This window comes from Candidatus Hydrogenedentota bacterium, assembly GCA_016791475.1.
GTDB lineage: Bacteria > Hydrogenedentota > Hydrogenedentia > Hydrogenedentales > JAEUWI01 > JAEUWI01.
The window spans coordinates 90,161-104,950 of sequence record JAEUWI010000002.1 but is presented as its reverse complement, the minus strand read 5'-3'; the positions used below and the strand labels follow the sequence as shown (position 1 = coordinate 104,950).

6 protein-coding genes are annotated in these 14,790 nt (G+C 62.6%); 1 reads left to right on the top strand and 5 read right to left on the bottom strand.

Annotated elements, in window-relative coordinates:
* Positions 1-2: 2 nt before the first annotated feature.
* From JNK74_01500 to clcA, 4 genes are all read right to left on the bottom strand, one after another.
* The gene (locus JNK74_01500; protein MBL7644840.1) at positions 3-2,942 is read right to left on the bottom strand and encodes a sigma-70 family RNA polymerase sigma factor; all 2,940 of its coding nucleotides are present in this window, start codon (positions 2,940-2,942) and stop codon (positions 3-5) included.
* Positions 2,943-3,306: 364 nt separating this feature from the next.
* A complete protein-coding gene (locus JNK74_01495; GenBank protein MBL7644839.1) occupies positions 3,307-6,114 on the bottom strand; it encodes a sigma-70 family RNA polymerase sigma factor in 2,808 nt (935 codons plus the stop codon).
* An 80-nt stretch (positions 6,115-6,194) separates the two neighbouring features.
* Positions 6,195-11,207, bottom strand: a complete 5,013-nt coding sequence (locus JNK74_01490) for a PAS domain S-box protein (GenBank protein MBL7644838.1) — start codon at positions 11,205-11,207, stop codon at positions 6,195-6,197.
* Between the two features lie 336 nt (positions 11,208-11,543).
* Positions 11,544-13,112, bottom strand: a complete 1,569-nt coding sequence (clcA, locus tag JNK74_01485) for a H(+)/Cl(-) exchange transporter ClcA (GenBank protein MBL7644837.1) — start codon at positions 13,110-13,112, stop codon at positions 11,544-11,546.
* A gap of 232 nt (positions 13,113-13,344) precedes the next feature.
* On the opposite strand from clcA, the gene JNK74_01480 reads away from it, so the two are divergent.
* Entirely contained in the window at positions 13,345-13,875 is a 531-nt protein-coding gene (locus tag JNK74_01480; GenBank protein ID MBL7644836.1) for a DinB family protein, read from the top strand.
* Between the two features lie 26 nt (positions 13,876-13,901).
* Here the strand turns inward: JNK74_01480 and JNK74_01475 are convergent, their stop codons facing one another.
* Complete coding sequence (locus tag JNK74_01475; GenBank protein MBL7644835.1) at positions 13,902-14,645, bottom strand: hypothetical protein; 744 nt, start codon at positions 14,643-14,645, stop codon at positions 13,902-13,904.
* Positions 14,646-14,790: the final 145 nt, after the last annotated feature.

The following is a 14,790-nucleotide window of genomic DNA, read 5'->3' as shown; positions in this document are numbered from 1 at the left end:
GATCAATCCGGCAGGGTAAAGTCGGCCTCCAGCTCGCCGCTCTCGGGGACTTCGACGACACGGGCTTCGTGATGGTTAATCTTCCAATGCGACTCCTTCGGGCTGCTCATGAGAAGGAGCGTATAGGTACCCGGTTTCTGGAGCGGAGCCTCATAAGCGCCTGCGTCATCCACAGCGACATGGCTCGCGAGGTCGCGCTGCGTGGACAAGCGATCGGCGGCCTCAGCGGCCTCTTCCAGGTTCATGGCACCGAGCAATACGGCGACGCTGGTCATCTCGTCCGCGGGCAGGCCCGTCACGGTACCCCGCACGCCGGCGACCATGGTCGCGTCGACCGTAAGCTCCGTGACCTCGCCCGCCGCAAGGGAGACATCGTGCACGAAGGTTCGTCCGGCGCCGGGCTCGGTTGACACCACCAGTTCCGCCGCCCCAAGTGGCACTTCGGAAAAGCGGAAGCTACCGTCCTGCGCGATAGCCTGCGACTGGCCTTCGGGCCCCGATTCAGTTTCCACATGGAGCGTTACCGAACCCTCGGAGGCCGGCGCGCCATTCATGGTAACGACGCCGTGGACTGCGGCGCTGGCCGGTGGAATCTCCATCTGCAACGATTTATCCTCGCCGGGCGCCATTTCGAGCATCAAAGACCGACTTCGCTTCGACGGAAGCAGGAAAGACACTTGAACGTTGCCAGGCATGATGTCGATCACCGTGGCGCGCCCGTCGGGTCCTGTGGTGGCGCGGGCGGATGTGGCGCTGAATCGCTCGCCCGGCGCACCGCGATATTGAGCAATAACGCGGACGTCGGACAACGGCTTGCCCTCGGTTTGAACTTCCACGTGCAGGCGCGCGGCTTTTTTCAGCACGATCTTCATTTGCGTCTCGGGTTCGCTCCCACCGGGCGCGAAATTGCGGTGAAACACGCCTACATACTGAAGGTTCGTCGGCGCACCCTCGAGACGAAATTCCCCCTCCGGCCCGGTCGTCGCCACGATGCCCTTCTCGCGCATTGGAGCGGAGGGTACGTCGCCCAGATAAATCTTCGCATTGGGAACGGGTGCGCCGCCTTCATCGACCACCTTGCCCGAAAGTACCAGGTCACTTGGCTCCAGCGCCACCAGGAGATCTCGTATCTGTTCACCCTCGCCAATCGTCAGGGGGTTGAACGATGGAGTGTATCCAGCGGCCTCGATCATTACGGTCACCTCACCCACGCGCACTGAATCCAACTGAAAGCTGCCATCGGCGCTTTCAATGGGGCGCTGTCGCCCGACAGTGGAACGTGGGAATGACTGCTGGTGGCCCCGCAACTGCACGGCATCGAACAGCTTTATCGGCTGTCGCGTCCTGGCGTCGATGACGCACCCTTCGATCGCTGCCCGCCGCAAGAGCACGATGCGGACATCTTGATCGCCCGCCCTTACCATAGTCGGCTCTGCGTACATCACAGGTTTGGAGCTTGGAGCCTCAAGTGCCAAGGTGTCTCCGCTCGCGCGCGCTTGCAAAGCCAGGTCACCTTCAGGGAGATAGGGAATCGTGAAACGGCCGAACGCATCCGTCCCGACGTTGCGGGGAACAGGCCTCGAAGTCGAAACGCGGGCATCCGGCACAGGTTCTCCCGCACTATTGGTAACAACCCCGGAGATTGTCAGATTGCCCTCGGTGCCATAGGTAAGAATGAGATCATCCTTATGCTCGCCCGGTGCGAGGGTGATACTTGCGTACTCATAGTTTGGAAAGGTGTCGCCGCTTCCCGGTTCAGTGAGGGTGGCGCTGTACTCGCCAGGCGTAATATCCCCGACCGAGTAGTTCCCTGACGCGTCGGCGACTGCCTTAAAGTAGGTGCCGCCCGCCGGATATTTCACTCCGTCTAATTCGACCGTGGGGCCACGATAGGGAACTCCTCCCGAAATCACTACCGCTTCGTACACTTTCGTGTTCCTGAGATGAACCGTTGCTCCCGCAAAAGGGCGACCGTCTGGAAAGACCACCGAACCCGAGACTGAGGCGAGCGTCGATGTGTCCGCAGAAACCTCGGCTGTATGGTGTACGCTCGCCAAAGTTTCTTCAATGCCATCTTGCCCGCCCGGCACTTGAGCCTCGGCCAGAACCGACTCGGGTTTCGCCGAATCTGATAGGAGTGTATCGGAGGGTGCCTGAACAACCTGGGGCTGTTGCACCGAAGAACTATCGTCTCTCGCTGCAACCGTCACGGAAGCCGCGACGCCCGCCCCCACCACCAGCACTGCCGCAGCCACTTTGAGCCCCATCCCCGATGCGTAACTGCTAAGCACCGCCCACACCGACGGTGTCGCCACGAGCGCCGTGCGCCCGACCTCCTGCATAACTGCGACGGGCAATGCGCTGGCCGAATTCTCCTGGATCAGCGTCGTCAGGGCCGCTCCGGCAGGCGCAATCACGCCCTTGTCCTTCAAGCGCTGGCGCACTTGCTCGATGCCCTTCCCGATTCGGTGGGTCACCGTCTGCCGGGGAATGCCCAAGGTCGTCGCGATGGCGGCGTGGGACTCCTGCTCGAAGAAGTAGCGCACCAGCGGTTCGCGGCTGGCCTCGGGCAGCGCCATGACGGCCTCGTCCACCAGTTCGCGAATATCGTCCCACGCAATGTGGGCCGCGCCGGGCTGCGCCTTGCTGTATTCCAGATCCCGCGCGTCGCGCCGCTTTCGCGAACGGATGACATCGAGCGCGGCGTGGTAGGCGGTGCGGTGGAGCCATGCGGCCACGTTGCGCGAGGGCGGGCGCTTGGCCTGAGCGAGTGCGAGAAAACTCTCCTGCGACACATCCTCCGCGGCCTGCACATCGCGCAACACCCGCAGCGCCGTGGCGTAGACCATCCGCGCATGGCGCGTGGCCAGAACGTGAAAGGCCTCCGCGTTCCGGTTGCGGTACCAATAGGTCAATAAAGTCTGATCGCTCAATTCCGTCATGGTGGCATCCCCTGTGGTTGTTATACGTAAAGACGCCGCCGAGGTCAAAACGGCCAAGGGGGATGCCGAGACCTGACGTGTTCATAGGGAGCTCACAACAAAGGATCTTGGACATTTATGTCCGAGGCAGAACTCACGCCAACCCCACAGGGCCCGGTAAGTCTGTGCGATCAGTCCGGATTGCCGGGTTAATAGTGTCGGATACCTTGGGCTTCATACACGCTATCACGCCCTTCGAAAAACATTGCAGGCTCTGCCTCGGACATGAATGTCCAAAATCCTTCATTGCACGAACACCGCGCGATGGAGAGATTTTCGCGCGGTGCCCAAACTATCCCGGTCGAACGGGATTTGTCGCTCTTACTTACTCTGGCAAGGCGAAATCGACGTTAATCTCCCCGCCATCAGGCACCTCCACAACACGGCATTCAAAACTTTCATACTCATTGAGTATGATTCCAGGATGGACCAGCAGTAGGACCGTGTGGGTACCCGATTCGACCAACGCGACCTCGTATGCTCCTGATTTGACTATCGCCTGGCCGGCGGTCTTGATGTCGTCCATGGAACCGGCGGCCAATTCCAGCGCTTCCTCTTCGCCGATGGCGCCGCGCAGAATATTGACGCTAGCGTGTTTGCCCCGAGCCAATCCGTTCACCGTGCCGCGCACCCATGCCTCGATGGTCACGTCGACGTTCACGTTAGTAATCTTCCCCGTGTTGAGGGCTACATCTTCCACAGACACCCGACGACGGGGCTGCGCTGTCGTCACGACAAGTTGAGCGGCGCCCAGCGGAACCTCGGGAAAGCGAAAATCGCCCCCGGGCAGAACGGGACGGGTGAGCGTTTCCATGCCCGTCGCAGTTTCCACGAAGAGATGCACCGTTCCAGCTCCAACCGGCCCGCCGTTCTCATGGACCGTGCCTTCGACACTGGCAGGGGCTGATGCCATCTCGATTCGCAGGGTATTTTCCATGTCCTGCTCCAGAACGACCGTTTCGCGCCGGGTGCGCCCGATATCGAGGCTCGCGGAAACGCTTAACTCACCGGGAGGAAGCTCCTCCATAACTACGCGTCCAGCGGAATCGGTTGCCCCATAACCCAGACTCCCGGCACTCACTCGCGTATTGACCAAGGGCACGCCCCCCGAGTAAACATCGACGGTGAGGCGGCATGCCGGCTTCAAGACAATGGTATAGCCGTCGGAAGTTTCCCCTGCGGCGGGCACAAAACCCGAATGCCACGCGTATACTTTCTCCTGGCCCGGCAATGCGTCCGCAACTGTAAACGCGCCCGATTCATCCGATTCCGAAACGACTTTCTGGTGCTCGCGAATGCGCGGTTGTTCGGGCTTCTCCGTGTAGATCTTCGCCCCTGCTACAGGCTTTCCGTCCTCCGTCACCACCTTGCCCGCGATCACCGTGCTGGTCACCGGAGTCAACTCGAAGGTCAAGCCGGATAGGAGTTCCTTCTCGGGCACCGTAACAGGGGCCAGTGCGGGTTCATAGCCCGGTGCCCGCACCACCACCGTCCCCTCGCCGGACTGAAAGTTTTCAAAGCTGAAAAGACCGTCCGCATCGTTGAATTCGCGCTTGAAGCGAACCTTGCGGTCATTAAACTCCGTCTTGTGGCCGCGCATGTGGGCCACTTCAAACTTCGGAATTGGCTTATGAGTTCTACCGTCGATTACCCGACCGCTCACACCGCCTGCATACTGGAGTACAAAACGCACATCCTCATCGCCCGCACTGGCTGCGATCCAGGACTCATTGAAGCCCATTATAGTGGGAGAAAGTACAACGTTGTATTGACCTTCTGGAACGTATGTCAATTCGAAGCGACCTCGTTCATCCGATACCGCTTCACGCATCACGCCGCCTGCAAGCATCACTTCAACGCCGCTCAATGGTGAACCGCTGCTGTCCGCCACGATACCCGCGATGCTAAAGTCGCCCTCCAGCCTGTAAGTCACTTCCAGATCGCCTCGCCGCTCCCCAGCCGCCAACACAACGCGGGCCATTTCGTCTGATAGACTCCACGAGTTCGAAAGCGCATCCCCCACGATAATGAGATACTCCGCCGGCGTCAGATCTTTTGCTTCGAAGCGGCCGCTATCGTCCGCTTGCAGGTAAATCTTCCGCACATAAGGCGCCGAACTAACGCTCGCAGCGTCCACCAACGTTATTCTGGCGCCGGGCATAGGCGTTTTGTCGGGAAGCAACACGACCCCGGAGACGGAAGCCAATTGCGAATTACTCACCAGCCCGGCTGCAGTCTCCAGACTCTCTGGTGCCGCAACTCCGCTGTTGTTTTCACCCGGTCCCGCCACCGCGATTGGCTTCACGTATGGTTCCGATGCGGCCAATTCGGTCGATGCAGAATGCACTACGCCCCCCGGAGGCGGCTGCGTCGAGTCATCATCGGTTCTCGACTCTATCGTAGCGACCGTCATCGCCACCCCCACCACCAGCACCGCCGCAGCCACTTTGAGCCCGAACCCCGACACAAACGTCGCGCCCACGGCCCATAGCGACGGTGTACCCGCGAGGGCGATCCGCCCCAGTTCCATTGTTAATGTCGCGGGCAAGGCGAGGGCCGAATTTTCGTGAATCAATGCCACCAGCGCCGCGCCGGCGGGCGCGACGATGCCCTTGCTGGCGAGGCGTTTGCGCACGAGGGTGATCCCCTTCTCGATGCGCTGGGCCACGGCCTGGCGCGTGATGCCCAGGCGCTCGCCGATGGCGGCGTGGGTCTGCTCTTCGAAGAAGTAGAGCACGATGCATTCCCGGCAGGCATCGGGCAATCCCGCCACGGCCTCGTCCACGAGGTCGCGGATGTCGTCCCACTCGGTGCGGGTACTGTCGGGCTGCGCGGTGGCGTAGGCGTGGTCCCGCGCGGTGCGGCGGGTGCGGGCGCGGGTGAGGTTCAGGGCGGCGCGGTACGCGGTGCGGTGGAGCCACGCGGCCACGTTGCCCGACGGCGGGCGGCGCGTCTGCGCCAGGGCCAGGAAACTCTGCTGGGCGACTTCTTCCGCGTCGTGGGCGTTGCGCAGGATGCGCAGGGCCGTGGCGTAGACCATGCGCGCGTGGCGCGTGGCCAGCACGCGGAAGGCCTCGGCGTTCCGGTGTCGGTACCAGTGGGCAAGCAGGCTCTGATCGTTCAGTTCGGTCATGGCGGCAATCCTTACGTTGTGTTATACGTAAAGAAACCGCCGGGCGCAATGATGCAAGGAGATATTTTCCCGGGCCCGCCTCAATTCCGGTTCAGTACCTCCCGGACGGTCCTGAGCAGGTCGCGGTGGCTGTAGGGCTTCTGGATGAGGGTCAGGCCGTCCTCGAGGACGAAGTTCTTGTGGATGGCGTCTTCGCTGTAGCCGCTTGCAAAAAAGGCCTTGATGCCGGGGTGTTCCGCCTGCATCCGCTGGTAGGCCTCGTGACCGCCCATGTTGGGCATGACCACGTCGAGGATGGCGAGGTCGCCCCGTCCCGGATAGTCTTTGAGCACGGCGAGGGCGTCGGCCCCGTCGTTGGCGGCGACCACGGTATAACCCGCGCCTTCGAGCACCTGGCGGACCATGACGCGCACGGCCTCGTCGTCTTCCGCGAGCAGGATGGTTTCGGTGCCACCGGCCACGGGCTCGTCCGCCGCGTCGATCTCGATTCGGTGTTGCCCCGCCGGCTGGACGGGCCAGTAGAGATTGAAGGTTGAGCCTTTTCCCGGCTGGCTCTGGACGTCAATCACGCCGTTGTGCTGCTTCACGATACCGTAGACTGTGGCGAGGCCGAGGCCGGTGCCTTTGCCCACGGGCTTCGTGGTGAAAAAGGGCTCGAAAATATGGGTCAGGGTCTCCTCGCCCATGCCACAACCCGTGTCGTGCACACTGAGGAGCACGTAGTCCCCGGGTTGGGCCTCGGGATTGCTCGCACAGTCCTGGGCGCTCAGGGTGACTTCACGGGTTTCGATGGTTACGATGCCGCCCTCGGGCATGGCGTCGCGGGCGTTTAGACAGAGGTTGGTGAGAGCCTGTTCGACCATGCTCCTGTCCGCGAAGACGTAGTTCAGGTGGGAGGCGGGATGCCAGCGAATCTGTACCTGCTCGCCGATAATCCGGCCCAGCATCTTCATCAGATCGGCGGTGGTTTCGTTCAGGCTCAGGGTCTCGGGCCGCATGATCTGGCGGCGGCTGAACACAAGCAACTGAGAGACGAGCCGGGCGGCGCGGTGTCCGGCACCGGCGATTTGCTCGATCAGATCCCGGGACTGTTCCTGTGAAATGGCGTGGAGCAGCAGGATGTCGGAGTAGCCGATGATAATCTGCAGCAGATTGTTGAAGTCGTGGGCCACGCCGCCCGTGAGCTGGCCGATGGCTTCCATTTTCTGGGACTGGCGCAACTGGGCTTCGAGATGCTCGTGCTCCTCTTCGTTGCGAATGCGCTCCAGATAAGCGTTGAGCACCGGCGCCGTCTGCAGCGCGGCGCTCTCCAGCAGGCCCACTTCGTCGGCGCCGTACCCCCCCATGCGATTCGCCAGAATAAAAAGTCCGATGGCGCGCCCCTGGTGGATGAGGGGCGTGGCTATGGCATTGTCCAGGCTCAGGTGGCCCTCGGGCACCCGTAGTTTCTCGTTGAGCAGGAATGTCTTCGATTCCCGAAGGGCGCGTCCCCAGATCCCGGCCCACTGGTCCGGCGTGAACACGGCCGTCCCCTCCGAATACTCGGGCTTGCCCCAGAGAAGCTGCGAAAGGGCGGGGCAGGCCAGGTTGCCCGCGCCGTCGATGTACCCGAACAGGCCGAAGCGGCTTTCCGTGGCCGCTTTGACCACTTCGAGCAGCTCGGTGAAAACATGATCGTGGTCGGCGGTTAGAAAGACCGAAGTCATGTTTTTCGTCAGGTTGATCGCGCGGTGCTGGCGCCGCAGGGCAATTTCGGACATGCGCCGCTCGGTCAGGTCTTGAATTAGCCCGTACATCTTGACACAGCGCCCGGCGACCACCGTGGGAAGGCCGTTGGTACGGACGAAGCGCTCCTCGCCCAACGCCGTGAGAATGCCCGACTCTTCGTCGAAGGCCCTTCCTTCGAGCAGGGCCGCACGGAGCGCGCCCGATTCCGCGGACGGTCCGCCGTCGTGGTGGTAGCAGCCCATCCACGCATCCAGACTCACTTCGCCCTCGGCGGAAATCCCGAAAATTTCCCGCGCGACGCGGCTCCAGGTCAGCCGCCCGCTATCCAGGTCAAACTCCCAGCTTCCGATCCGCGCGGCCTCGTTTGACCGTTCCAGCAGTTCGTAGGCGTGGGCCAGCCGGTACTCGGCGCGCTTGCGCTCGGTGATGTCCACCGCCGTGGAGAGCACCCGCCGTGCGCCATCCACTTCCACGAGCACCCCCGAATACAGGGCGGTCATCGTCGAGCCGTCGGCGCGACTCAACTCCAGTTCCACGTCGCGGGCATGGCCGTCCCGCTCAAATAGTTCAACGAGGCGCTCCCGCAGCGCCGGCGTGATGAAGCCCAGTTCCGTGCCGCTGTTGCCCAACACCTGCTCTGGGGTAAAGCCGGTCAATTCGTAAAAGGCGTCGTTGGCCTCCAGGCAGCGTCCGTCTTCCAGCGCGGTAAGGGTCATGAGAAAGGGCGCGTTCCAGAAAGCCTTGGAGAATTTGGCCTCCGACGCGAGCAGGGCCTCCTCCGTGCGCATCCGCACCACCGTGTCCCAGGCGATATCCGCAAGCTCCACGATCATATCGCAGTCATAGTCGCCATAGTTCGTGGGTTTGTTCCCCACGCCGAGAATCGCCACCACCTGACCGGACCGAAAGACCGGCACCACCAGTTGGCGGATGATGGGCGAATGTCCCTCGGGCAGCCCCTTCCGGTGGGGCAGGTTGGCGTAGTCGTTGTGTATGACCGGCTTGCGCTCCCGGACGCAGTCCACCCAGACCCCCGCCTGGCTGATGGGATAGTGAAGGCCTTCGCCCTCGGCCGTGCACATGTGGGCCAGGGTATTGGTGGACCAGGCCTGAAGCGCCAGATTCTCCTGGTCGGGATCCACGAAGTGAAAGAAGCCTATCCGGCTATCGGTCAGCTTTTCCGCCTCGTCCAGAAAGGTCTGAAGCAGGTCATGGGAACTGTGGCCCTGGCTGGCGAACTCGATGAGCCGGAGCCGCGCGGCGGACACGTTTTCCTGCCGTTTGCGCTCCGTGATGTCCTGGACGACGCCGAGCGTCCGAAAGATACGCCCGCGATCGTCGAACTCGTGTTCATAGCGCGACTCCACCACGCGCACATCGCCATCGCCCGCGCGGATGATGCGAAATTCGGTTGAATTCAGCCCCTCTCGATTCTTGAGTGACTTGAAATAGGCTTTTCGCGCGCCGTACCAGTCTTCCGGATGGATGCACTGGAAAATACGCCGCGCACTCACGCGGCCACAGGGGGACGCATATTGAAAAATTTTGCAGAATTCGTCGGAGCAGGTGACCTTCCCGGTCGCCAGATCAAACTCCCAACTGCCGATATGCCCCACCGACTGGGAACGCTTCAAGAAAGACTCACTTCTTTTCAGCGCAAGCTCGGCCTGTTTTCGCTCGGTGATGTCCCTTGTAAAAACAAACATGTGCCCGCCGAGGGTCGGATGGGCGCTCACGCTTACGTCCGCATCGATGATGCGTCCGTCTTTGCACCGATGCCGGGCTTCAAATCGCAAATGCCCCTGCGCCGCGATTACTTCTATTCGGTGCCTGGAATCTTCGGGGTTTTCATCCGCATCGATATCGTACACCGCGAGCTGGAGCATCTCGTCCACCGAGTAGCCGAGCGTATTCGCCGCCGCCTGGTTGACCTCGATTATCCGCCCCTGAGCATCCACGACCCAGAACCCATCAATGGCGGCCTCCAGAATCTTGGCATTGCGCACTTCACTCGCAACCCGCTCCGACAAATCCCGCGCCGTACCGATGATCAGTGGTCCCCGGTCGGTCTGGATGTGGGCGGTCCGCACCTCCACTGGGAACACGGAGCCGTCCTTCCGCCGGTGACCCGAGTGGACGAGTTGTGTCTTCGATGTGCGTAGCCGACTGTAGAAATCCGCAAATTCAGGCAGGGTCGCGGTATCTGTATCGATATCCACCACATTCATGGAGAGCAGTTCTTCGCGCGTATAGCCGGTCGAACGACAGGCCTGTTCGTTGACCTGGACCAACCTGCCGTCGGCCTCCGCCACGAAAATCGCGTCGGCGGACTCCTCAAACAGCACATGGAGCCGTCGCTCTCGCTCGACCAGGCGGGCCTCGTTCTCCTTCTGCGAGGTGATGTCGGTGGCCGCGCCCACGTAACCCGTGTATTTGCCCCGGGTGTCGAAGGTCGGCGCGCCGTCGTCCTTCACCCAGCGATATTCGCCCGCCGCGCCACGGAGCCGATACTCCAGGGAGAAAGGCTCCCGGTTCTCGATGGCCGCCCGGCAGGCGTTGCTCACCCGCAGAAAGTCATCCGGATGGATGGACTCCGCCCAGTCGGAACCGCCGGGGCCGCCGGCCCAGGTGCCGCCAGGCCCCTGCTCGGGCGTGCGGAAGACCTCCCGGGGCCGCTCCCCTTCGATTTTCCAGAATAACGTGGGCAGACTGGAAACCAAGGACGCGTAGGATGCCCGGCCCGCATCGAGGGACTGGCGGGACTCGCCGTAGTACATCAGCCAGACGGCCACGGCGGTGAAAAGCGCCAACGCGGCGTCCAGCTCGTAGTCCCAGGGCAAATACCACGCCAACTCCCAGGACAGGGGATGATCGAGGGCGTGGAAGGCCCAGGCGACCAGCGACCAACTCGTCAAGGTCGCGCCTTGATTGCCCCGTCTGCGAGGGGAGCGCAGCATGGTAAGGCCCGCCCAGAGCGCAGCGAGCGCCGACAGGAAGGACGGGGGAATAGCGCTGACCAGGTGTGGCCAGTCCGCAAGCTCCGACAGGGCGGTCCAAGCCAGGACGGCCGCGAAGGCTCGTTCCCAGTACTTTGGCCCCGCAACGCCCGCCCAGTGTTGCGCTCCCCGGAGCAAGAGGTAGGTAAAGGCCAGGGTGAGGGCATGGTTCCCCCCATGCCATAGCCCGAACTCTGGTTGATAGGCGGTGGCCAGCGCCCCGATTTGCCGGAGAAATAAGATGATCCAGGCAAAAGTCCAGAGGAGAAGCGTCTTGTCGCGCTCCTGTCGGTACATGTAGTAACACACAAGCGCGAGAAGTGTGGTGACGAACAGGGTGGTAATCGCGGGCGGTAATAGCGGATTCATGAACTCGCCTTGGATCCGATCGGGACGTGCGGTGAACATCGCTCCCCTCGTGTACCCGGCGGTATCCGATGAACCGCGCGCTCCCCCGGAAAGACTCTACGCGCCGTTATCAGGATCTCGGGGCCGACTTGTTGGCCACCACCGCGCCTCCCGCGACGGACTATTGGATTTCAGCAGCGTGCGATACCCACCAAAGATACGCCGTGCGTGGTCCGGTTGACTTTCCCTTAAATTGTACCCGCTGGGACGCCATTTATCCAGCATGCTGCACAAGTATCGACCAGCGATTATCACGCTCGGGTGCGGAAAAATCCGCACCCCTGCGCGCCCGCGTTTTCAAGCCTTGCTCAAAGGCAACAGGCGCACCACGGCCTCAGCCGCACCGGCCCCGCTCAGCACCGCCGTCACATGGTCGCCCCGTTGTAACACGGTGTCGCCATTCGGCAACAGATCATTGCCCTGGCGCGCGATGGTCACGAAGAGGCAGCGCGCGGGCAACGGAAGGGCCTTGATGGCCTTGCCGTCCATCTCGGATCCTTCCTGGATCACGAATTCCAGCAGTACCGGTTCGCGGTGGGCGGGCACATTGGGCTGGCTCCGGTTGATATCGGCCTCCAGCAGGGCCTCGTAGATCGGCTCGGAACCCATTTGCTCCGACACCACCACGGCAAAGAGGGAGGCGGTGATCAGCGGCAGCAACTGGTGAAAGTCGCCCGTCATCTCCAATACGAGCACGATGCCTGTAATGGGTGCGCGGACCACCGCCGCGAAGAAGGCCGCCATGCCGATGGCCACGAAGGAGGCCGGCACGGGGGCCATGCCGGGAATAAGATTGCCCGAGATGGTGCCCGCAATCAGCCCGATGGCCGCGCCCATCACCAGCATGGGCGCAAAGATGCCGCCGGGCACGCCGGACATGTAGCAGAGCAGCGTGAGCAGGAACTTGCCAACGAAAAGCATCAGCAGGAAACCCAGGGTCTGCTCCGTCATGGAATCCCCGTGGAGCATCAGCTTCGTAATCTCGTGGCCACCGCCCGACAGGGCCGGCATCCACCAGGCCGCCAGGCCCACCACCAGACCCACGGCACCAGCCCGCGCCCAGGCCGGCGACTTCAGCGGGCCCGCCGCCAACCGCTGAATCTGCAGGAGCGACTTGGAAAAGCCCGCGCCCAGCACACCCGCCGCAAGCCCGATGGCCACGCACACGGGCAGCGAAGACAGCGGCGCGGCCGGGAAGCCTGTCGCCTGAAAGACATTTTCCGTGCCCCAGAAGGACGTGGCGACGATATCCGCCACCACCGCGGCCACCAGCGCCATGATGTACGTCAGCGTGGAGAATTCCCGCTGCAATTCCTCGATGGTAAAAATGAAGCCGGCCAGGGGTGCATGGAACGCCGCCGCAAGCCCCGCGCCCGCACCACAGGCCATCAGGCGCGGCGCAGCCTTCGCCGGCACGCGCAACACCTCCGACACCAGCTTCCCCACCGCGGCGCCCATCTGCACCGTGGGCCCCTCGCGCCCCATGGAAAAGCCCGAGCCGATGCACAACACGCCGCCGATGAATTTCACCGGCAGAATGCGCGCCCACGGCATCGTGTTCAGATGCATCAGCACCCCCTTCACATGGGGGATGCCGCTGCCGCCCGCCTCCGGCGCAAAGCGCGACGTGAGCCAGCCCACAAACGCGCCGCAGCACCCCGCGATAAGCATGGGCACGACCCAGCCCCACGACGGATGGGCGTCGTGCAGATAACCCAGCAGGTTAATCCGCGACTCCTCCGCCAGCAGCAGCGCCCGATGAAAGAACAGCGCGACCGCACCCGCCACCAGCCCCACCACCGCCGCCCGCCAATACTGATGCTGCCGCCGGTCCCGCAGAAACTGCCAATTCTTTAAACTGTGCAACGTATCCAATGTATCAATCACCCGAAACGCCCGAAAGGCGTCTGTTTATTTTCAATGGCATGAGTGTACGCCACGGGGGGCGCGAAGGGAAAGCCGTGGAGACGTGCCACGCGACTGCAGTAATCATGATCGTGGCCGAGGGCCGGGCCAAGCCGGCTGACACCTCCTTTGACACCGCCGTTCACATCTGTTCTACTTATGCACTCTCATTGCAAATCGGAGGCAACCCACCATGCAAACCCGATCCGAAATCACCGCCACCCTCGCGACCCGCTTCGCCGAAGTCGGGGCCTGGTTTGCGGCGCGACCCGACACTACCTTCTGCACCGCGCCCCCGGAGCGTTGGACCGAGGGACAGCACCTTGATCACCTCATCCTGAGCGCGAAGCCCCTTAACCTCGCCCTGCGCATGCCCCGCATCGCACTGCGGATGAAGTTCGGCACGGCCAAAGCTCCCGGCGAAAGCATGGAAGCCCTCGTCGCGCGCTACGAAGCCACCCTCGCGGGCGGTGGCAAGGCGCCAAGCCGCTTCGTCCCGCCCGCCGTCGCGCTCGAAGACAAGCCGCGATTACTGGAGGCATTGCGCAACGAGGGAAAGCGGCTGATCGAAGTCGCAGAGACCTGGAGCGAGCAAGACTTGGACAAATTCGTCCTCCCCCACCCGCTACTGGGCGACCTGACCGTGCGAGGGATGCTGTTTTTCACATATCACCACATGGGGCATCATCTGGAGACGCTGGGGAGGGATTACGGGGGAGAATAGCGGGGCTACGACACCTCCTCCCACCCTCACTTCGCGATGAGCGCCTCCGCTTCGCCCATCGCCAATTGGGTGGACAAGGTGTCGGGCCATTCCTCCTTGTATTCCTCGGTGCCGGGCGCGGGGAGGGTCGTCGCGGTGGCCCGCGCTTTTTCCAGCAGCGCCAGGGCCTCCGCGTGCTGGCCCTGTCCGTGGACGGCCATGGCGTGGAAAGCCTGAGCGAGGCTGCCGATGTACAGGGTCTCGTCGTCCGCCACCTTGGCGAGCCAGGTGGCGGCCTCGGCGTAGTTCTTCATGCGGTACTCCGCCATGCCGTGGGAAAGATAAAACCAGGGCAGCAACTCCGCCTCTCCCGCCTTCGCCGCGGCCTCCACCGCGTAGCGCGTCCGCACGAGAGCTTCGGCCAGCAGCGCCGGGTCGTGCGGCCCGGCGAACAGCAGGTAGCCTTTCACCGAGCGCTCCGCATCCGTCGCGAGTTCCGCGTCCTTATAGCGCGCGATCAGCCATCGGCTATGCGCGTCAAACTTTTCCACATCTCCCACCTGGGCGTACACCACGGCCATCTTGAGGCCCTGGATCGATACAATGGCCTCCGGCCGTTGCGCCTTCACTTTCTCGAAGGCCGCGATGGATTCGGGGTAGCGCTGCTCGCCCGCGAAGCGCAACGCGTCGGCCAGCAGCGCCTGCGCGTTCGCTTCATCCAGCGTGGTGTCCTCCGCCATGGCGGGGAACGCGGCGAGGAAGAGGAGAGCGGTGAGGAGATGACGTGTCATGGGGTGGCCTTGTGTGGATGATGACGTTGGGATAACTTCCGCCAGTTTAGCCCACAGATTGCTTCGTTTGGAGTTTTGCACGGCTATGAAAATGGCCTCTTGTCGTGTAAACTATACTATAGCAAAGACATGAATGAGGAGCGCT

Bases quoted from the DNA above. Each gene is read 5' to 3' on its own strand.
- JNK74_01500 (MBL7644840.1), bottom strand. From the start codon at position 2,942: ATGACGGAATTGAGCGATCAGACTTTATTGACCTATTGGTACCGCAAC.
- JNK74_01495 (MBL7644839.1), bottom strand. From the start codon at position 6,114: ATGACCGAACTGAACGATCAGAGCCTGCTTGCCCACTGGTACCGACAC.
- JNK74_01490 (MBL7644838.1), bottom strand. From the start codon at position 11,207: ATGAATCCGCTATTACCGCCCGCGATTACCACCCTGTTCGTCACCACA.
- JNK74_01480 (MBL7644836.1), top strand. From the start codon at position 13,345: ATGCAAACCCGATCCGAAATCACCGCCACCCTCGCGACCCGCTTCGCC.
- JNK74_01475 (MBL7644835.1), bottom strand. From the start codon at position 14,645: ATGACACGTCATCTCCTCACCGCTCTCCTCTTCCTCGCCGCGTTCCCC.